Source organism: Filimonas lacunae, assembly GCF_002355595.1.
GTDB classification, from domain to species: domain Bacteria; phylum Bacteroidota; class Bacteroidia; order Chitinophagales; family Chitinophagaceae; genus Filimonas; species Filimonas lacunae.
The window spans coordinates 3,208,377-3,227,696 of record NZ_AP017422.1; the positions used below are offsets into that span (position 1 = coordinate 3,208,377).

17 protein-coding genes are annotated in these 19,320 nt (G+C 44.6%); 9 read left to right on the forward strand and 8 right to left on the reverse strand.

Annotated features, from left to right (window positions below):
• Positions 1–18: 18 nt before the first annotated feature.
• Positions 19–1,107 (reverse strand): hypothetical protein, encoded by a 1,089-nt coding sequence (locus FLA_RS12865; protein WP_076380935.1) that lies wholly within the window; start codon positions 1,105–1,107, stop codon positions 19–21.
• A gap of 192 nt (positions 1,108–1,299) precedes the next feature.
• On the opposite strand from FLA_RS12865, the gene FLA_RS12870 reads away from it, so the two are divergent.
• Positions 1,300–2,223, forward strand: coding sequence for a family 2A encapsulin nanocompartment shell protein (locus FLA_RS12870; protein WP_076380937.1), 924 nt, complete (start codon positions 1,300–1,302; stop codon positions 2,221–2,223).
• On the forward strand, positions 2,207–4,171 hold the full coding sequence (locus FLA_RS12875; RefSeq protein ID WP_076380939.1) for a family 2A encapsulin nanocompartment cargo protein cysteine desulfurase: 1,965 nt from the start codon (positions 2,207–2,209) through the stop codon (positions 4,169–4,171). Before FLA_RS12870 ends, FLA_RS12875 begins: the two co-directional genes overlap by 17 nt.
• Before the next feature lie 69 nt (positions 4,172–4,240).
• Here FLA_RS12875 and FLA_RS12880 read toward each other — a convergent pair whose 3' ends face one another.
• On the reverse strand, positions 4,241–5,122 hold the full coding sequence (locus tag FLA_RS12880) for a winged helix-turn-helix domain-containing protein (RefSeq protein ID WP_084206387.1): 882 nt from the start codon (positions 5,120–5,122) through the stop codon (positions 4,241–4,243).
• Between the two features lie 143 nt (positions 5,123–5,265).
• Between FLA_RS12880 and FLA_RS12885 the strand changes: the two genes are divergently transcribed.
• Positions 5,266–5,934 carry a YceI family protein gene (locus FLA_RS12885; protein WP_076380941.1) on the forward strand — a complete coding sequence of 223 codons (669 nt, stop codon included), beginning with the start codon at positions 5,266–5,268 and terminating at the stop codon, positions 5,932–5,934.
• Positions 5,935–5,963: 29 nt separating this feature from the next.
• On the opposite strand, the gene FLA_RS12890 is transcribed toward FLA_RS12885, so the two are convergent.
• Both FLA_RS12890 and FLA_RS12895 read right to left on the reverse strand, forming a co-directional pair.
• The gene (locus tag FLA_RS12890) at positions 5,964–6,716 is read right to left on the reverse strand and encodes a hypothetical protein (RefSeq protein WP_076380943.1); all 753 of its coding nucleotides are present in this window, start codon (positions 6,714–6,716) and stop codon (positions 5,964–5,966) included.
• 35 nt (positions 6,717–6,751) lie between these two features.
• A complete protein-coding gene (locus FLA_RS12895) occupies positions 6,752–7,381 on the reverse strand; it encodes a hypothetical protein (protein ID WP_076380945.1) in 630 nt (209 codons plus the stop codon).
• 189 nt (positions 7,382–7,570) lie between these two features.
• Here FLA_RS12895 and FLA_RS12900 point away from each other — a divergent pair, with 189 nt between their 5' ends.
• Entirely contained in the window at positions 7,571–8,731 is a 1,161-nt protein-coding gene (locus FLA_RS12900; protein ID WP_076380947.1) for an iron-containing alcohol dehydrogenase, read from the forward strand.
• Positions 8,732–8,885: 154 nt separating this feature from the next.
• On the opposite strand, the gene FLA_RS12905 is transcribed toward FLA_RS12900, so the two are convergent.
• Positions 8,886–9,281: a hypothetical protein gene (locus tag FLA_RS12905; RefSeq protein WP_076380949.1), complete on the reverse strand. Its 396-nt coding sequence runs from the start codon at positions 9,279–9,281 to the stop codon at positions 8,886–8,888.
• A 230-nt stretch (positions 9,282–9,511) separates the two neighbouring features.
• On the opposite strand from FLA_RS12905, the gene FLA_RS12910 reads away from it, so the two are divergent.
• Positions 9,512–9,760, forward strand: a complete 249-nt coding sequence (locus FLA_RS12910) for a DUF6965 family protein (RefSeq protein ID WP_076380951.1) — start codon at positions 9,512–9,514, stop codon at positions 9,758–9,760.
• Positions 9,761–9,832: 72 nt separating this feature from the next.
• Here the strand turns inward: FLA_RS12910 and FLA_RS12915 are convergent, their stop codons facing one another.
• Positions 9,833–12,175 carry a TonB-dependent receptor gene (locus tag FLA_RS12915; protein ID WP_076380953.1) on the reverse strand — a complete coding sequence of 781 codons (2,343 nt, stop codon included), beginning with the start codon at positions 12,173–12,175 and terminating at the stop codon, positions 9,833–9,835.
• A 303-nt stretch (positions 12,176–12,478) separates the two neighbouring features.
• On the opposite strand from FLA_RS12915, the gene FLA_RS12920 reads away from it, so the two are divergent.
• The 4 genes from FLA_RS12920 (at position 12,479) to FLA_RS12935 (ending at position 17,854) form a co-directional block, all read left to right on the forward strand.
• On the forward strand, positions 12,479–13,504 hold the full coding sequence (locus FLA_RS12920) for an LLM class flavin-dependent oxidoreductase (protein WP_076380955.1): 1,026 nt from the start codon (positions 12,479–12,481) through the stop codon (positions 13,502–13,504).
• Positions 13,505–13,572: 68 nt separating this feature from the next.
• The gene (locus tag FLA_RS12925) at positions 13,573–14,100 is read left to right on the forward strand and encodes an ATP/GTP-binding protein (protein WP_076380957.1); all 528 of its coding nucleotides are present in this window, start codon (positions 13,573–13,575) and stop codon (positions 14,098–14,100) included.
• 323 nt (positions 14,101–14,423) lie between these two features.
• On the forward strand, positions 14,424–16,967 hold the full coding sequence (locus tag FLA_RS12930) for a DUF5686 family protein (protein WP_076380959.1): 2,544 nt from the start codon (positions 14,424–14,426) through the stop codon (positions 16,965–16,967).
• Between the two features lie 44 nt (positions 16,968–17,011).
• The gene (locus FLA_RS12935; protein ID WP_076380960.1) at positions 17,012–17,854 is read left to right on the forward strand and encodes a hypothetical protein; all 843 of its coding nucleotides are present in this window, start codon (positions 17,012–17,014) and stop codon (positions 17,852–17,854) included.
• A 194-nt stretch (positions 17,855–18,048) separates the two neighbouring features.
• Here the strand turns inward: FLA_RS12935 and FLA_RS12940 are convergent, their stop codons facing one another.
• Both FLA_RS12940 and FLA_RS12945 read right to left on the reverse strand, forming a co-directional pair.
• A complete protein-coding gene (locus FLA_RS12940) occupies positions 18,049–18,957 on the reverse strand; it encodes a helix-turn-helix domain-containing protein (RefSeq protein ID WP_076380962.1) in 909 nt (302 codons plus the stop codon).
• 13 nt (positions 18,958–18,970) lie between these two features.
• Positions 18,971–19,315 (reverse strand): hypothetical protein, encoded by a 345-nt coding sequence (locus FLA_RS12945; protein ID WP_076380963.1) that lies wholly within the window; start codon positions 19,313–19,315, stop codon positions 18,971–18,973.
• Positions 19,316–19,320 lie beyond the last annotated feature (5 nt).

Sequence of the window (19,320 nt, forward strand, 5' to 3'; positions counted from 1 at the left end):
AGTTAATAATACAACACCTTAGTCTTTAATAGTACACATGAAAATACTTCCTTTACCCTGCCCGCTCATATCCAACACCTTGCCTTCTAAAATACTTTGACCGGTATCACCGGGATCATTGCCTTTTCCCAGCGGCCACGAGCCACGGGTTTCCTGTATTTTAAGACCGGCGATAGATGCAACGCTCAGCCCAAAATCGGTACAGTTGTTTTTATTGAGGTGGTAACGTTCGCGGGAGTATTGTTTAATCTTGCGGAGAATAAGCCTGAATTGACGGCGCGATATAAAGCGTGCCACCAGCTCGTCCCAACTATGATCGGCATCGTTTAAAAACATGGAAGCTGTCAGTGGTTGTAAAGGCGTAGCTGATAAGAGGTTTTCTTTATCCGGATAAAAACCAAAAGTGCGGCTTACATGGCTGCCATCCCCTTCAAACTTTACCAGGGTAATAAACATATGGCCTACATTATTAAACAATGCATAGCTTTTCCGGTTTCCAGGAACAGGCTGTTTAATGTGCAATAATACGCCGTAGCCAATTCCGGCCTCTCCGTCACGAAAAGGCGCTGTTATGTCGGCACTTCTTAAACGTGTTCCTCCTTTTTTAGCCATCCGGTTTTGTAGCAATAAGGTATCTGACTGGCTATCCTCTATACTATCTGCCAGGTAAGGAATCAGCTTTTGCAACATGCTATCTGTAACAGGTACGCCTGCATGCGCCATAGCTGCAGTATCGGTGGCTTGCAGCTGCATCCGGCGCGATAAAGAAAAGTATTTTAACGAAGCCGCATAGGCTTTTACACGCGCCAGCATTACTGCCAGCCGGTAAGAGGCTTTGGGTGATAAAAAACGCAACCTGCGGGCATGCCTTTCCGTAGCATCATTACAATAGGTGCTGTCATCTTCCACCGTATAAATGGGCATTTCAAATTCGGGAAAAGCGATACTATCCTGGAAAACATCTGCCGAATCAACCGGCAGCATAAGCGTACTATCTGTTTCCTGCGCATAAGTAGTGGAACAGCAGCACAACAACAATACAAATGCAACCTCTTTTATATACCCTTCCCACCGGAACAACACCCTCCATTTATTAATAAAAATCATAACCTATATACAGTTCTTCTTACAACTTTCTCATTTTTGCTATAATAGTTGTTTTTTGTTATTTTCGGTAGCGCTTCCATATTATTTCAACTAATTTTTAACGATTACACCAAAGCAATCAATTGTAAGCTTATGAATGCTTAACCATGTTCATTCTTATATCCTCATTATTTTTTATTCACTCAACAAACTATGGCAACAGAAAACACAACGCAACAGACCGCTTTAGGAGACGTAGCCGCACGGCAATTGGCTATTGCAACGAGAACCGCACCCCAAATGATCACTATCTCGCCCAGGTGGTTAACACAACTGCTCAACTGGGTTCCGGTAGAATCGGGCGTATTCCGTTTAAACAAGGTAAAGAATGCTACACAGATTGAAGTAGACTGCTCTACCCGTGATGAAAAAATACTGCCGCAAACATTTGTGGACTATGTAGAAAACCCACGTGAGTATAACCTGGCAGCCGTACAAACCATTGTAGATGTGCACACCCGGGTATCTGATTTGTACAGCAAGCCTTACAACCAGATCTCAGAACAGTTGCGCCTGGCTATTGAAACCATTAAGGAAAGACAGGAAAGCGAACTGATCAACAACAAAAGCTATGGGCTATTGCACAGTGTAGCAGATGAGCAGCGCATTAAAACACGTAAAGGCGGCCCTTCGCCAGACGACCTGGATGAACTGATTGCCAAAGTGTGGAAAGAGCCTGGCTTCTTCCTCCTGCATCCATTAGCGATAGCAGCTTTTGGCAGGGAGTGTACCCGCCGTGGTGTTCCTCCGCCTACCATTTCTTTATTCGGCTCACAGTTTCTTACCTGGCGCGGTATTCCATTGATTCCTTCTGACAAACCGCCTATTGAAAATGGCAAAACCAAAATTATCCTGTTGCGTACCGGCGAAAGCAGACAAGGTGTAATTGGCTTGTTTCAACCTGGTTTGCAAGGTGAGCAAACACCTGGACTGAGTGTACGTTTCATGGGTATTAACGACCGCGCTATTGCCTCCTACCTGGTGTCGCTATACTGTTCACTGGCCGTGTTAGTAGATGATGCTATTGCGGTATTAGATGACGTAGAAATAGGCAATTATTATGAGTATAAATATTAACGAGCAAACAGGATTGCCGGACGTGAACGACCTGCAGCACCTGGCTAACGCCTTTTTCAAAGCATTGCCCAATGAAGCGCCTAAGGAATTCTCTGCCAATCCGGAAGAACACCCGCGTGCAAAAGCATATGCCGAAAACGTGGCAGCACTGGCTGCCCGGGGAAATGCGGCACCGCCCGATTTCTATGCCGGTCAATCACAATACGCACCAGGTGCAGCTGCCAATCCAATGGGTGGGCAATTAACACCACCTTCCACTGGCGGTGCAGGCGCTTCTGCCGGTAGCTTGTTCCATTATGCTGATCTTGCCGATATAGACCAGTTATTATATGCAGGTGGCAACGAATCGTCTCATTCGTTCACACCCCATCATAGTAATGAGGGTGGTCGTGTACCTACTGCTGTTGCAGGCAGCGGCGCTTCACCCTCCTATCTGCAACAAGGCAACACCTTTAATATCAAAGAACCGGAAACCAGTTTTCCCGACAATAACCTGCAGCAAAAACAACAGGGTCAAAAACCCACTGTAGGTGCCGCCAGTCATCCTTTTCAATGGGATGTACCTTCTTTTTTTCAGCTACAAAACACTCACCACCCCGCAGTGCCGGTGAGCTTTCCGCTTACAGGCGCTCCCGCCCCTGCCCCCTCCTTTTATTTCCTGGATAACAGCAAGCTGCATTCACAGGAAATTTCAGGTGGTCAAACATCGCAGTTGAAACATGCGCTGGGCGGCCCTGTCTTTGATGCTTATGCTATTAAAAAAGATTTTCCCATACTGGTACATGAAAAGGTGAACGGCAAGTCACTGGTATGGCTGGATAATGCAGCCACCACACAAAAGCCCCAATCGGTTATTGATAGAATCGCTTATTTCTATGCGCATGAAAACTCAAACATTCACCGCGCAGCACACGAGCTGGCAGCAAGGGCTACTGACGCCTACGAAACAGCACGTGAAAAAGTAAGGGCTTTTTTGGGTGCTAAGTCGGCCAACGAAATCATCTTTGTGCGCGGTGCCACAGAAGCCATTAATCTGGTGGCGCAAAGCTGGGGTAATCAATACCTGAAAGCGGGTGATGAAATCATTGTAAGCAACCTGGAACACCACGCCAACATTGTTCCCTGGAAACGGCTGGCAGATGCAAAGGGACTTACTTTGAAAGTAATTCCGGTAGATGATGATGGGCAACTGTTATTGGATGAATACGCTAAACTGCTATCGCCTAAAACCAAACTGGTAGCCTTTACACAGGTATCTAATGCATTGGGCACGGTTACGCCCGCCCAGCAGGTGATAGCTATGGCACATGCTGCCGGGGCTAAAGTATTGGTAGATGGCGCACAATCTGTATCACATATGCCTGTGAATGTGCAGGCGTTAGATGCCGATTGGTTTGTATTCTCCGGACATAAGGTGTTTGGCCCTACCGGCATTGGTGTGGTATATGGTAAAGAAGGTCTGCTTAACGCCACAGAACCCTGGCAGGGCGGCGGTAATATGATCAAGGATGTAACGTTTGAAGAAATTCAATATCATCCCTCTCCTAACCGTTTTGAAGCCGGCACCGGTAATATTGCTGATGCAGTAGGCTTAGGCGCTGCTATCGACTATGTTACCAAACTGGGCATGGAAACTATCAGCCAATACGAACACTGGTTGCTGGAATATGCCACTTATCATATGAAGCAAATACCAGGGCTTCGCCTGATTGGTACTGCCCCCGATAAAGCCAGCGTGTTATCCTTTAACCTCAAAGGCTTTTCTAACGATCAGGTGGGTAAAGCTTTAAACCAGGAAGGGATAGCCGTAAGAACCGGCCACCACTGCGCACAGCCTATTTTAAGAAGAATGGGCGTAGAAACTTCCGTACGGCCTTCACTGGCGTTTTATAACACCTGTGAAGATGTTGACCGATTGGTAACTACTTTATGGCGATTGATTAAATAAGATCTATTACATAAGCGGGTGTTTCTGATTATGAAACACCCGTTTTACCTAAACTTAAAAGCAGTTGCTTTAAGTGATCTCTAATTTATATCCCCGGCCATGAACGTTGACCAGCTTTACGGAAGCATCCTGCTGTAAATGCTTTCGAAGCTTGGACACAAACATATCCAGACTTCTGCCGGTAATTACCCCCTCTTCTTCCCAGCCTTCCTTTTGTAATTGCTCACGGCTAATCAACTCGTTGATGTGCTTTACAAATATGCTCAACAGCTTAGCTTCCTTCAAGGTTAGTATCACCTCCTGCTGTTGATATATGAGTTGTTGCCGGGTGGGGTAAAAAGTATAATCGCCCAGCTGTACAGGTAGCGCTGTTTCTATGGTTGTAACAGAAACTACGTCGGTAGCATTTTCCGATGGTCTCCGCCGGCGTCTTTGCCAAACAAACATTCCGGACAGTGCCAACAAAGAAACGCCGGCACCTAAAAGAATAGCAGGTGAACCGGAACCGGAAGTTTGCGGAAAAATAACCTGTACCTGGTAACACCCTTTCTGTTGGTTTCTGCCTGTACAGGGTGGCGGCTGATTATTCACCCCCTGCGCAAAACCATATACCACTTCCAGGCTTTTACACTCCAATACATTTACAACATAGGCGGCAGGAAGCGAACTGGTGGCCAGGTAGCGATTAGCTATGGCTATTAATGAATCCGGTTGGAAAATAAAGGAGCTTTCAAAGCTGATGCGATATTCGTTTTCTGCCACCTGCTGCACCGGCATTACGCGGGAAGTATCATCTCCACTTGCCAGCAGCAACTGGTGCCCTATTTGACGCATCACAATCATGGCTGCAGCATTATGATAGGATGTGCGGGCATCTTGACCATAAGCAATATCGGCCCAAACAATGGCGCCAGCCAGGCAAAATATCATCCAACAGCGATAACACATCATAATGTGAATTTAAGCGTTCCGTTTACTCAAAATTCTGTAACCCGTTCATTTACAAACATTTTACAACCCGTTTACATTCATTTTACCCGCCGCATAGCTACATATCCTTCCTTACTTTTTAAGTTTGAACAAACAATGCTACTATGTATAAAATTATGGGTTTATCCGCCTTTGTGTTACTAGCCGGTTTTGCCGCCTTAAAAGCCAGCCATACCACCTGTGTAACTCCACCTGACAAAACATCCGTTACGCTTCCCCATTTTGGCTGGGAAGCAGCCAGCTGGCGTTTAGTACCGGTGGGGAGTAACATAGAATGGAAAGCTTCTTATATTACCGGGGGCGGCCACCAGGGCACCTTGCAACTAAAAGAAGGCAACCTGCAAACAGGCACGCTCAATCTGATTACCAACGGTCGTTTTGTAATAGATATCAACACCATTCACAGTACCGATCAGCCAGAAGCGGAGAAAAGAAAAGAGCTGGATGCACATTTGCTATCCAACGATTTTTTGGCAGCAACTCAGTTTCCTTATGCATATTTTACCGTAACAGGTAGCAGTTATTACACGCCGGCACGCGTACAGGGCACTCTTAACCTGAAAGGAGTTAGCCAGCCTATAGATATTCCTTTTACTTACCAGATGCAACACGATACCTTGCTATTGCAGGCAGTTATTCATATCGACAGAACTAAATGGGGGATTACTTATCAGTCAGATGATCCGCTCAGAGGGCTTAAAAATGGAATGATCGCCAACAATATTGAGCTTATTCTGCACATGCGGTTTAGCAAAGCCCAGGATGGTTGTTAAGCTCCATACCTTGCCAGCCAGTATTCCGTTTATTCGTGAACGGGAGTCTGGATGGCAAGGCTTCTATACTCCTCTATCAGTGGCTTTATTTTACTCTTTTCCGACAAGTAAGTGATTTCCAACCGGGCATCCGGTTTACCTATACGTGCAAAAATGGTATTGTGTAAATATACTTCCAGGTAGGCGTGTTTATTATCTCCGGTATCATCTTCTGTAATGCGTACATCTACTACGGCTGTCCACGGCACAAATTCCAGCCGCTTCATCCATAGTCCTTTTTTATCCAGCTTTAAACTGGCCGAATTATCGCTCAGCTTTTTAGCCCCCCATAAGGTAAAAAAGATACCCTGCAATGCGAGAAAAAACGCAACAAAGGGAGATACTTTATAAAAGACAAACCCTCCCACTCCCACTATCGCTAATCCCACCCCAAACAGCAGCACAAATATCTTTTGCCATCTGGGCTGAAAAAACTCCGCTTCATAGCTGGCTGGCTCATCCAGATAAAAAGGCTGGTTCTGTAAAATGCTTTTAATATGATAATAAGTGCCATCCGGCATTTTAGCCCATTTCTCTTTCTGGTAATTATGCCCCTGCGTTACATACGACAACGAACTTATCAGTAAAAAAATGATCTCGCCCCTTCCTGTATGGTATACATAAGCAGCTACATACACCAATGCCATCATTAACAGGAACAATACACCAGGTAATACATATACGTACAGGTAAAAATTTCTTTGTCTTATTGCCTTATCCGATTCATCATTCGAATACACCATTTGATTGCATATTTAGGGCTGAGTAATTAAACCTGTTAAGGTTGCAGGGTAAAAATAGTGCTATTGCCATTTTCTTCAAACCCTACCAGTCCTTTATTTTTAGCTATCCAGAAATGGGATATTGTTTGCCCATTCCTGACTGTATCTGCAATGATTTCCTGTACCTGGGTAAACTCACGACCATTCAATTGTAAACTTTCATGGTATTGCGTATGTGCTAAATGTGAATTACTATATACATATCCTGTATCGGAAAGGCAGTTGCCAAAATAATCCAGGCCATTCACTTCTATGTCGGCATATTGAACCTCATTATTCACTTTCGTTTCATAAATATTCAGGTAGATATACTGAGGTTTCTCTCCTGTGCTCATAGTGGCCCCGGCCGAGCATGCTTCCGAGTTAAAATGATTACCACTGGTATAGGCATCCGTTGCAGTGTTTTCATTCAGTTTCATTGAATCGATTTGTCCATTGCTACCTGAGAAATAATAGGTGTGAGTAGTGTCGTAAGGAAACCAGGTATACAACTGAGTATCGCTGAAAGCAATACACTCGCGGGGATTACTACAAGATAAAGACAATACAACAGCGAAGGCAGTTATTAAATGGTTGGTTGCGGCAAAAAAATGCCGGAGTGTAGATCTGTTTTTGGCGGCAAACATCTGGTACGTTTTTTCATTATCTAAGAGGCCAAAACGCTAATTATTGTTGCCTGTGAATCGTTAAAAGCAACTTATAATTCTATTAACATTAGCTGAATAACTGTGACTTACATCACTATCTTAAAGGTTTACACTTCCCTACCAACACATCGCCCTAACTTTGCCTGCAGAAAGTAAAAACATCCTACCATGAACAATTTTGAGTTATACAACCCTACCAAGCTCGTGTTTGGTGAGGGACAGATTGCCAAACTAAAAGACCTGGTGCCCCAAAACGCACGGGTAATAATGGTGTATGGCGGCGGCAGTATTTTTAAGAACGGGATATATGACCAGGTGAAAGCAGCATTGGAAGGTTTTTCCGTTACTGAGTTTGGTGGCATTGAGGCCAATCCACACTACGAAACGCTGATGAAAGCGGTGGAAGTTATCCGTAACGAGCAGCTAGATTTTATACTGGCTGTAGGTGGCGGGTCGGTGATTGATGGGGCTAAGTTCATTTCTGCCGCAGTGAAGTTTGCAGGTGATCCTAAAGAGATATTGCATAAAAGAATGTCTATCCGTGACAATGCCATTCCGTTTGGGGCTGTGCTTACCATACCGGCTACCGGCAGTGAAATGAACTCCGGTTCGGTGGTTACCATTGCTGCCACCCAGGAGAAGCTGGCCTTTGGTGGCCCGGCTATGTTCCCGGTATTTTCTATATGCGATCCCAAGGTGATCATCTCCCTGCCCAAAAGGCAATTACAGAATGGTGTAATAGATGCCTTTACACATGTGATGGAGCAATACCTCACCTATCCTATTGATGCATTACTGCAGGACAGGTTTTCGGAAAGCATTCTGCAAACACTGGTGGAAATAGGCCCTAAAGTAGTTGAACAACCAGAGAACTATACCCTGGCTTCTAACTTTATGTGGTGCTGTACTATGGCATTGAACGGACTGATTCAAAAAGGTGTGCCTACCGATTGGGCTACACATATGATCGGGCACGAGCTTACCGCGTTATATGGTATTGATCATGCACGCACCCTGGCTATTATTGCTCCCAACTTATACAAAGTGCTGTTTAGCGCTAAAAAAGACAAGCTGGCGCAATACGGACGCCGTGTATGGAATATTACCGGCAACGACACAGATGCTATCGCCCGTGAAGCCATCCTGAAAACGGAAGCTTTTTTTGCAGAGATGGGTATGCCTGGTAATTTATCTTCTCAAACACCAGACTATGCCAACACTGCCAATATCATTGTACAACGCTTTGAAACCCGCGGCTGGGCAAAGCTGGGTGAAAACGGTATTGTTACGCCCGATAAGGTAAAAGAGATTGTAGAATTAAGCTACTAGCAGATAAAACATAATATACAAATGCCTTCTGCCATAGAAGGCATTTGTGTTTTCCCGGGTAATAGAAACAGGTTTTTCGTACTTTAACAAATAAAAAAGCTATCACCCCTTTTACAGAAGTGATAGCCTTTACTATAAAGAATAACGTGATTGATTAACCGGCTCCGGGAGTTTCCCAGTTAAACGGATCTACACAAGGATCGCATTTAAATTTCAGCACCTTACCCAGCGACTGTCCTTTACTGCCTTTTTTCACAAACACATAGGCCAGATCCAACGCTTCTTCTACCTCTTTCCCATTTTCATCACGGCCTTTTAATATTACTTCGTAATACTTACCATTGTCAACAGATTTCACAAACACTTCGCCAACGGTAATACGTTTCATCTCGTCACCCTCGCAGCAGCTGCACCACAGCACTACAGAGGTTTCTTTTTTCAGGTAGGCTACTGCTTTTTCAGCCTGTTCGTGGCTGATCAAAGCCAGCTGGTCTGCCTTGGCAAAACAGGTGATCAGCAGTAAGCACACTACGCCAATACATTTTTTCATGGATAGAATTGATTTTTTGCTGCCTGGGACGAACAAATATTATGCCTTTTTATAATTTGGATAAGATATAGTCACTCCTGTTAAAACAGGCTTTACCGCAATTCTTTTATTGCCGGTGCAGCCTGGCAAAAGCAATAGAATGGATTGACTATAAATGACTTCTGACCAGAAACGGGGATATTATTTTTTGGTGTTGTATGTAACTCCCCCTTATCTTCGCGCCCCTTTTTATGGCAACAAATCCGATATCAGACACAGAAATTACCGAGTTACATGATTTCTTTCATGCACATACAGACAGATTACCGGAAACATTACTTATTTCTCCTGCTGAGACAGTGAATAATGTACGCAACCTGGTAAATGATACTTTTGCTATCCTCAATTTGGAAGGCATCCCCGATCGTATCAGGAACATGCGTATAAATATGCTCAGGAAAATAAGGGTGGCTCTTCAAAAAGAAGGAATAGGTATATAGCGTTCTATCCTCCATACAAAAGTGGGTGTCCATCATTGATGAAACACCCACTTTTATGTAATGATACGTTCCCTAGAATTTAAACGCTACACTGGCCAGGAAGTTAACCGGCTTTTGCGCAGTGCCATTGTTATTCCAATATTGCTGACCTGTGAGGTTATTTCCTTTCAGGGATAAGCGATATGTTTTCTGATCAAAGAATACGGTTGCATTTACTAAAGTGTACGCAGGCACTTTAAAGCTATTGGTAGCTTCAAACCAGGATTCTCCTACATAGTTACCACCCGCACCAAAGCCCAGGCCTTTGGTTTTTCCTTTGGTGATAACATAGCTTGCCCAAAAGTTAATGGTGTTATTAGGACTGAACACTACTTGTTTGCCTTGTGTAGCAGCACTAGCCTTTGTATACTCATTTTTGTTATAAGCATAACCCGATACTATGTTCAAACCTGCTACCGGATTTGCAATCAATTCTACCTCTACCCCTCTGCTACGTTGTGTGCCATCCTGGAAAGTATACTTTTTACCTCCTATGGATTCATCGCGGGTAGCATTGGTAATGTCAATATTATAGAAACTTACCCCTCCGTTTAATTTATTACTCAGCAAAGCAAACTTAACACCACCTTCCCACTGATTACCATACTGTGGTTTAGCCATTACAATGTTATCTCCCTGTGTTAAAGGGCCCAGGTTCACAAAGCCATTCATGTAGTTACCAAACAGCGACAGTTTATTATGAAGCATCTGGTACACCACACCAAACTTAGGTGACACCGAAGTTTGATTATAGGCGTTAGCATACAAACCTGTGCTTTGCGTGTAGAGGCCATCAGTCGAATACCTGTCTACCCGCACACTGGCCATAGCAATCAGCTCAGGAGTAATGTTAATAGCATCTGATACATAGGCGCTCACATTCAGCGTTTTAGTGGAAGTAACAACAAAACCTTTTTGAGCAGACAGCGCATTGATCTTATCAGTGTTCATAACAGGCTGTGCTTTATTCAATCTTACGGTATCGTAGTTAACTGTCACGCGATTCAGCTGATTGTAATTATAATTGTAATCTACCCCAACCACCATCCTGTTGCGCAGGGAGCCGATATGAAAATCGCCGATAAAGTTTTGCTGAAACTCCGTGTTGCCAAATGTTTCGGGCGTTTGGTTTCTTACCGAGCGGCCGAAAGTAGAATCGGTGATCATGGTGATGGTTGTCCAGTACAAATGCTTGTAAAAACCGTTGGAGTACAGATAATTGGTTTGTGACTTCCATTGATCAGAGATCTTATACTCCATCTGAAACTGGATATTGTCTATGCCATTGCTAATATCAATGCTATTGTTGATAAGCGAAGATTTATAAGCAAGTGGCAGGTCTTTGAAATTGCGGTAAGAAGTATTCTTCAAAGAATCGATAGCAAAGGCAGTGGTGGTGTAGTTGCCCCTGGTAAACTCCGCATCAATCGTAAATTTCAGACGATCGCTGGCGAGGTAAGTAAAGGTGGGGGCAAATGTGATGTTTTTATTGAAACCCTGATCCTGAAAAGAGCCTTCCGATTGCACCCCGGCATTTACACGCATCAACAGGGTTTTGTCTTTATTCAATGGCGAATTTACATCTGCCGTTAACCTGCTGAATGCAAAGCTGCCGCCGGTAAGGCTCACTTCTGCGCCAAAATCGGCAAAAGGCTTCTTGGTTACATAGTTATATACGCCGCCAAAAGTAACGTTACGGTTGCTGCCAAACAGGGTGCCGGCCGGGCCTTTGATAGCCTCTACCCTTTCAAGGATAATAGGGTTCAATGGAACGATGGCGCTGGTGGCCATGCCATTGCGCATACCAATGGTAGTGGTAAACCCCCGCATACTAAAGCCTTGCGAACCACCTGCCGAAAAGTTGGGCACTGCACCGGGAATGTTACGGAACAGCTCGGTGCGCTCAGTAGCCATTTGCTCTTGTATCAGCTGGCGATCCACTACATTATACACCTGCGGGTTTTCCAAATTGCGTAATGGCATCCTTGCTACCTGTTCACTGGTTTTATCAGCAAACTTGTTTCGCGCATTGGTCACTGTTACTTCTTCCAGCTGTGTATTAGATACTGTCAGTTGCACTGCAACAGCGGTGATCTTATCTTTTTCTACCACCACCTGTTGCTTGAGTGTTTCATATCCTACCAGTGACACTTCCAGCTGGTAAGTGCCAGGGGTTACTTTGTTTAGGAGGAAAGAGCCATTATCCTCCGTCATCACTCCTTTGTTCGTGCCTTTTAATACCACATGCACAAAGGAGGCGGGTTTATTATCACTGGTGGTTACCTGTCCTTTAATGGTTCCGGACTCAGGGTCTGCCTTTTTGCCGAATGCACAAAAAGGCAAAGCAAGGATAAGTGAGTAGATCAGTTGCTTCATAAAGAGGTGGAAATTTGCGCGCGAAATTACCAGATACCCTCCTGCCTGCTTTTCACAAACAGGAAAACCCTTTACGCAAAGCGGAATTAATTACAGATAAGTAAGGGTATTGCGTAGACAGGATGCTTTATTAAAGGGATAAAATAAAATTTTCAATCTACAGACTTCATGGAGGAAACTAAAGCCAAAGAAATAAAGCAACCTTTTGTTAAGTGCCCTATACCCAGGTATAGCAGTATACTTTAGGATAGCAATATCTTTTGTATAGCATCCCCCCTGTAGCTTTGCTGTAATATTATAACTATGGAAATAGGGATAGACAGTTTTGCGTCGGCCATGTATGGCACCAACACCTTGAGCAGCGTTGATGCTATGGAGCAGTTACTGAACCGCATTGTGCATGCCGATGAGGTGGGGCTTGATGTATTTGGTATAGGCGAACACCATAGAAAAGAGTTTCTTGATTCTGCCACTGCCGTGATTTTGTCCGCTGCTGCTGCCCGAACCAAACGTATCCGGCTCACCAGTGCTGTAACTGTACTTAGCGCATCCGACCCTGTACGTGTGTTTCAGCAATTTGCCACACTTGACCTCATTTCCAAAGGCCGTGCAGAAATGGTAGTGGGCCGTGGCTCTTCCGTAGAGGCCTACCCGCTTTTTGGCTTTAACCTGGATGATTACGATGCCTTGTTCCGGGAAAAGCTGGACTTGTTGTTACAGATAAGGGATAACGAGTTCATCAACTGGTCGGGCAAGTTCAGAGCACCAATTCCCCATCTTCCAGTTTATCCCCGGCCTGCACAGGAAAAAATGCCCGTATGGCTGGGCGTAGGTGGCACACCGGCGTCATTTGCAAGAGCAGGCACATTGGGCTTGCCCTTAATGGTGGCTATTATCGGAGGTAACACTTCCCGCTTCCGTTCACTCATCGATTTATACCGGGAAGCTGGCGCCAAAGCAGGTTTCCGCCCGGAACAATTAAAGGTAGGACTGCACTCGCCCGGCTATGTGGCGGACAGCAGCGAACGTGCAGTAAACGAATACTATCCCGGGTATGAAGAATTATGGACAAAATTGGGGCGTGAACGTGGCTGGCCGCCCGTAACCCGCGCACAGTTCAATCATTTAATTGGCCCGCAGGGGGCATTGCTGGTGGGAAGTGCGGAACAGGTTGCTGAAAAGCTTGTACGTCACAGTGAGTCACTGGGTGGCATAGACCGCTTTACCTTCCAGATGGATAATGCCGGGTTAACGCATGAGCAGTTGATGCGTTCTATTGAACTTATTGGCGAAAAATTGATTCCCCTTGTAAACAGGCATACATTATAAATAATACCTACTTCCGGATTATAGCAGTTATCTGCATTTGTTTCATGTGCAATTTCATATAATTGCACATGAAAATTGCTATCATTGGAGCACATCGGGTGGGAAAAACAACATTAGCAGAACAACTGCAGGAGCAAATGCCCACATTTGTGTTGAACAGGGAACCATATTACGAGCTGGAGGAATCGGGCTACCAGTTTGCTGAAACGCCTTATGTAGACGACTTTTTAAAACAGTTTTCCTTCTCCGTACAACAAATCTCCGAAAGCGAAAACAATACCCTGTTCGACAGATGTCCCATTGATATACTAGCCTATATTCATGCTATTGATCCAGGCAAATCTCTTCAGTCATTGTTTGAAACAACCTATTCTGTCATTCACGAAATTGACCTGCTTGTTTTTGTGCCAATAGAAGATCCGGATATCATACACTGCGATACAGCTGACTTTCCTAAACTGCGGCGGAAAGTGAATGAGATACTATATAATTGGATAGATGACTGGGGAATAAAGACCATTGAAGTAAAAGGCACCTTGATAAACCGGAAGAAACAGGTACTGGATGCTATAAAGCAACAGGCAAATCATCTTTGATAAGTACCATCACTCCCGCTTATCTCCAGCCTTTCTAAAAGAAGACTGTTGCCCGATTCTAAAAGGGAGACAACCCTCTTTGCAATAAGAGTTATTAAGTTTACTTAGGTGGGTAATATCCTGTCTCTTACTACTATAAACTATAAAATCAGTAAAGCAAAAGCAGGTAAAAATTGCCTGTGTTGGTAAAAACAACGCAGCCCATATACAAAAAAGGTGATTTTATCTAAAAGCAGCCATTGGCTACCGCATAATTCCAGAAAGTTATGGCATATTGCAACTTATGAACACCAGCTGTTAAAACCAGCCATTACTCTACCGTTATGACATTGAAACAACAAACCTGTTTTCTGCTGCTTTTTTCTATCATGGCCATCACATGCGCCTATGCACAGGAACAATCTGTAGAAGGCGTTGTTCTCGATTCTGTAACCCACACGCCTATAGCCCATGTAAGTGTTTTTGACGCTGGTAAAAAACAGGGCACGCGTACCAATGCCCGGGGAGAGTTTGAGCTTTTACTAAAAGCACCCTGCGACTCGCTGGTATTTTTTACATCAGGGTATCAACGATTGTTAAAAGCAATTACTTCTCGCACGCACCAGAAAATGACGGTACTACTTCCCCGCCAATATGAACAGCTGGAAGGCGTTACTGTAGGCTCCAACAAACACCGGCATTATTCTAATAAAAACAACCCTGCTGTAGACTTTATCCGGCAGGTGATTGCTCATAAACAGGAAAATGACATGGGGGCATTCCGCAATGCCCGTTTTAACAGCTATGAAAAGCTATGCCTGTACCTGGATGGATTTCCTCACTGGATTGCTGACAGCAAACTGCTGAAGCGTTATCACTTCCTGTTTGAGAATAAAGACACTACCAAATATCCCGGTAAGGAACTAACGCCTGTGTATATACAGGAAAAACTATTCCATAACTATTACAGCACCGACCCGGACAGGAAGAATAGCTTATTGGCGGGACAGAAAAAAGTAGACTATGGCGAGTTTATTGATACCAAAGGGGTAAGCACTATTTTAGGCCGTTTGTATGAAGACATCAATATTTACGACAATGCCATCGTCGCTTTTACCAGGCAATTTATGAGCCCCATAGCCGACGGCGGCCCTGCCTACTACCAATATTACATTGTAGACACGGTGAAGGAAAACAATGTGCGGCTACTAAAGCTATATGTTACTCCGCGCAACACCAACGCGCTATTGTTCACCGGTAATTTGTTTATTACCCTGGATGGGCATTACACGGTGTATAAATGGAACATGCACACGAATAAACACATGAACCTGGGCCTGGTACGGGGCTTTACCGTTACCCAGGACTTTAGCCAGGACAGCGCCAGCCATAAATACTACCTGAGCCATTCGGATGTGGTAACGGATTTTGGGCTTACCAAAAAGGGCAGCGGACTTTTTGGCGAACGCGTGGTTACAGTAAGCGATTTTAATACCACCTACCGGCCAGCCGATAGTTTGTTTCGTAAAGACTGGCGCATGGAATATGATACGGGTTACGACCGGCCCGATTCTTTTTTTACCGCCTACCGTGAAAAGGTGATGACCGCCAGCGAAAGGCAGGCTTATGCCAATATTGACAGCCTGAACAAAATGAAATCGTACCAGTTTGCCACCAAACTGGTGAACATGGGCGCCACAGGCTATTTTTCTTTTAACAAGGTGGATGTAGGCCCTCTGTATACCTTTTTGAGTTATAACTCGGTAGAAGGCGTAAAAGGCCGTTTTGGCGCACGCACCAACAGTCATTTCAGCAAACGTTATTACCTGGATGGCTACCTGGCCTATGGTACTAAAGACCGGCAATGGAAACAGTTTGGCAGCATAGCCTGGTCGCTCAACCACCGTTCGGTATACCAATATCCTATGCACTACGTAAAATTCAGCTACCGGCACGATACCAATATACCCGGCATGGACGATGAATATGTGGAAAGCAATATACTGATGGCTATTAAAACAGGTACCAATAACAAATACCTGTATAACTACATATACCGGCTGGACTACCTGCACGAGTTTGGCAATCATATCGCCATTCGCCTGGGCTTTAAAAACAGGCAGCAGCTGCCTGCCGGCGGCTTATACTTCCTGCCACAGGCTACCTCCGGCAAAGACACTACCTCATCGATTACCACCAGTGAAATATCTGCCCAGATACGGTGGGCGCCCCATGAGCAATTTTATCAAACTCAAACAGACCGGTATCGCATTTCCAACAAATACCCGGTAATGACCCTTACCCTCACACATGGCATCAGGCAATTATTCAAGGGACAATACAATTATAACAGGATAGATGCCACTATTAAAAAGCGTTTTTACGTGGTGCCTTTGGGTTACACAGATGTGAAAGCAACCGGAGGATGGGTAACCGGCCGCCTGCCCTGGCCCTTACTGGCCATTCACGAAGGCAACCAATCTGCAGGCTACAACGGCACCGGGTATAACATGATGAACTACCTGGAGTTTGTGAGCGACCATTATGCTGGTATTAATATTGACCATTCTTTTAAAGGCTTTTTCTTTGACAGAATACCCCTGCTAAAAAAACTGAAATGGCGGGAAGGCGTGTCGTGCAGGATATTATGGGGAGGTTTGCGTAATGAAAACAAACCTGTAACCGGCAATGCTGTATTCAGTTTTCCCGCTAACAATAACGTGCCTACTATGTTTTCCTTGAACAACGGCCCTTATATAGAAGCAGGAGCCGGTATTTCCCGCATTTTTAAGGTACTGCGGGTAGATGTATTGAAGCGGTTTACCTACCTTAATAACCCCGGTGTATCGCCCTGGACTATACGTTGGGGGTTGGGATTAGAGTTGTAGATAGCACTATTTGTAGTTACATTTGCTAACACATTAACCTAAATATGAATAAAAGATTAGCCTATTGTGCGCTTCTTTTATGGAGCGCCACAGCCTGTGTTAAAAATGACAACACTACACCCAGCTCCACTGATCCCGTTATTGTAACCATGCATGTAGCCGGCGTAACATCCAACTATACTACCGGAAATTATCTGTCAGGAGCCAGCTATTTCCAGATCTCTTACAACACGGTGGTGGATGGCAATATTACCGTTTCGGCGTTGTTACACCGCTCTGCGGCATCCGACACTACCGTAAGTCTAGTGATTCCTGCAGGATATAAAAATATCATCCGCCAGGACTCAACCGGTACGGTGAATTATTACGAGAAAAGCCTGGGGTATATTGGACTGGTTACCGGCACCACTGCCGTTTCTATTCAATGTGATAACAGCCGCTACAAGTTTGAAACGGATGCAGATACCAGTACTACCAATAACTTTACGTCATCTGCCTATTTCCTGGTAAACACAGACACCATAAGCTTTAGCGTACAAAGCTACCTGACTTCCTTCGTTTACAACAACCTGAAAGTATATAGCCTGAATATGCAGGAGCTTATTACCAGCTTACGATTTATTTCCGATTCGTTACAGGCAGCATTGTATCAGGGCCAACAGATAAGGTTGCCTTACATGCGTTTTAGCTATAATGGCATAGACCACGGTACAGATGTGTTGAATAATGATATAGCCCCTGGTTCCGGCTCTACCGTAGTGCTAAACGTTACACGGGTGGGAAGCAATAATTTTGATGCTACATTCTCCGGCAAGGTTTGGTCGGCAAAGGAACTGGACACACTGGTTATCCGGCAAGGGAAGTTAACGAATATAAAATTGCCTTAACGCATTGAGTCCTTTACACTAGTGAAGGTGTAACCATCGTAACGGTTTAACAACAACAGGCGCTGTATATGCAGCGCCTGTTTGCAGTTATATCTTCCATCAGGAAGCCCTCACGAACATAGGATCGGCTACCTGCAACTGGTTTATTTTATCCATGCATTTGGTATTTTGCGAGATACAATGTTGTTGTCACTTTAGTTAAAAGAAGCCCGGAATTCCTGCGGGGATTGGCTGGTTTTGCTTTTGAAAAGTTTGCTGAACGATTGGGAATGCTCGAAGCCCAGTTCGTAGGCTATTTCCCCCACGGACAACTCCGTTGTAGATAATTTCTCCTTGGCTTTCGCTATCAGCTTTTCGTGAATATGCTGTTGCGTGGTTTGCCCGGTAAGTTGTTTCAGCAAACTGCCCAGGTATTTGGCGGATATATGCAGTTGCGCTGCTATGTATTGAACAGAAGGCAACCCCCTCGATAGTAGCTCTTCGTTGTTAAAATAATCCGTTAGCAGCTCTTCCAAACGGTTTACTATTTTGCTGTTGGTGATTTTACGGGTAATGAACTGGCGTTCGTAAAACCGTTTTGCGTAGGTAAACAACAGTTCCAGCTGTGCAATAATCACCTCCTGGCTGAATTTATCCATGTTGGAATGGTACTCGTTTTTAATGTTGGCTAAAATGCCGTTAATGATAGCCTCTTCTTTGTCTGATAGAAACAGTGCTTCATTTGAAGCATAACCAAAATACTCGTACTGCCTTATCTTTTTAGCCAGCGGCGTGTTCCATAAAAAGTCCGGGTGAATAAACAGCATCCACCCTTCCAGTTGCTCCGGCACACCCCCCTCTTCTCCACGCAGTATCTGTCCGGGTTGCATAAAACCCATCAATCCCTCGTCAAAATCGTATTTCTGTTGTCCATACACAAGCCTGTCGCACCCTCTTTTCAGCGATACCACATAAAAGTCAAAGGTGATGGCGCTGATACCCGACTCGTCTTTCAACCCTTTTAAATCAATCACGCCAATCAGCGGATGTTGTGGCCTGGGCAGGCCTAACAACCGGTGCACCTCCGTTATCGTTTTTATCCTGTATGGTTTTGCATGGGCCATGTTACTAAGGTAGTTAAAATTTAAAGGGGTACTTTAGCCAGATCATCAGCAAGGGCAGGCACAAAAAAGGAATTTCAATCAGTGCCGTTTTTACATTCCCTGCCCGCAGGCTAAAGGCCATGATCAGCAGAATAACCACTGCATTGAGCACATTACCCACAAAAAATGTTTGCGGAAAAAGCAATAACAAACCAATGGCAATAGACAGCGCTCCTACCACGGGTACTAAACTTTTGGTAATGCCCAGGTCAGCCATCATTTTAGCCTGCTGCGGACTGGGTGGCTGAAAGGCATCCCAGCCATGTTTCAGGCTCAGGAGTGCCGATACCAGCAACAGTACAATACTTACTATTTTCATCTATG

What these genes read in the sequence shown, in the direction of transcription:
- FLA_RS12885 (WP_076380941.1), top strand. Translation starts at nt 5,266, where the DNA reads ATGTATAAAATTATGGGTTTATCCGCCTTTGTGTTACTAGCCGGTTTT.
- FLA_RS12920 (WP_076380955.1), top strand. Translation starts at nt 12,479, where the DNA reads ATGGAAATAGGGATAGACAGTTTTGCGTCGGCCATGTATGGCACCAAC.
- FLA_RS12910 (WP_076380951.1), top strand. Translation starts at nt 9,512, where the DNA reads ATGGCAACAAATCCGATATCAGACACAGAAATTACCGAGTTACATGAT.
- FLA_RS12925 (WP_076380957.1), top strand. Translation starts at nt 13,573, where the DNA reads ATGAAAATTGCTATCATTGGAGCACATCGGGTGGGAAAAACAACATTA.
- FLA_RS12940 (WP_076380962.1), bottom strand. Translation starts at nt 18,957, where the DNA reads ATGGCCCATGCAAAACCATACAGGATAAAAACGATAACGGAGGTGCAC.
- FLA_RS12880 (WP_084206387.1), bottom strand. Translation starts at nt 5,122, where the DNA reads ATGATGTGTTATCGCTGTTGGATGATATTTTGCCTGGCTGGCGCCATT.
- FLA_RS12935 (WP_076380960.1), top strand. Translation starts at nt 17,012, where the DNA reads ATGAATAAAAGATTAGCCTATTGTGCGCTTCTTTTATGGAGCGCCACA.
- FLA_RS12895 (WP_076380945.1), bottom strand. Translation starts at nt 7,381, where the DNA reads ATGTTTGCCGCCAAAAACAGATCTACACTCCGGCATTTTTTTGCCGCA.
- FLA_RS12900 (WP_076380947.1), top strand. Translation starts at nt 7,571, where the DNA reads ATGAACAATTTTGAGTTATACAACCCTACCAAGCTCGTGTTTGGTGAG.
- FLA_RS12905 (WP_076380949.1), bottom strand. Translation starts at nt 9,281, where the DNA reads ATGAAAAAATGTATTGGCGTAGTGTGCTTACTGCTGATCACCTGTTTT.
- FLA_RS12945 (WP_076380963.1), bottom strand. Translation starts at nt 19,315, where the DNA reads ATGAAAATAGTAAGTATTGTACTGTTGCTGGTATCGGCACTCCTGAGC.
- FLA_RS12875 (WP_076380939.1), top strand. Translation starts at nt 2,207, where the DNA reads ATGAGTATAAATATTAACGAGCAAACAGGATTGCCGGACGTGAACGAC.
- FLA_RS12870 (WP_076380937.1), top strand. Translation starts at nt 1,300, where the DNA reads ATGGCAACAGAAAACACAACGCAACAGACCGCTTTAGGAGACGTAGCC.
- FLA_RS12865 (WP_076380935.1), bottom strand. Translation starts at nt 1,107, where the DNA reads ATGATTTTTATTAATAAATGGAGGGTGTTGTTCCGGTGGGAAGGGTAT.
- FLA_RS12890 (WP_076380943.1), bottom strand. Translation starts at nt 6,716, where the DNA reads ATGGTGTATTCGAATGATGAATCGGATAAGGCAATAAGACAAAGAAAT.
- FLA_RS12930 (WP_076380959.1), top strand. Translation starts at nt 14,424, where the DNA reads ATGACATTGAAACAACAAACCTGTTTTCTGCTGCTTTTTTCTATCATG.
- FLA_RS12915 (WP_076380953.1), bottom strand. Translation starts at nt 12,175, where the DNA reads ATGAAGCAACTGATCTACTCACTTATCCTTGCTTTGCCTTTTTGTGCA.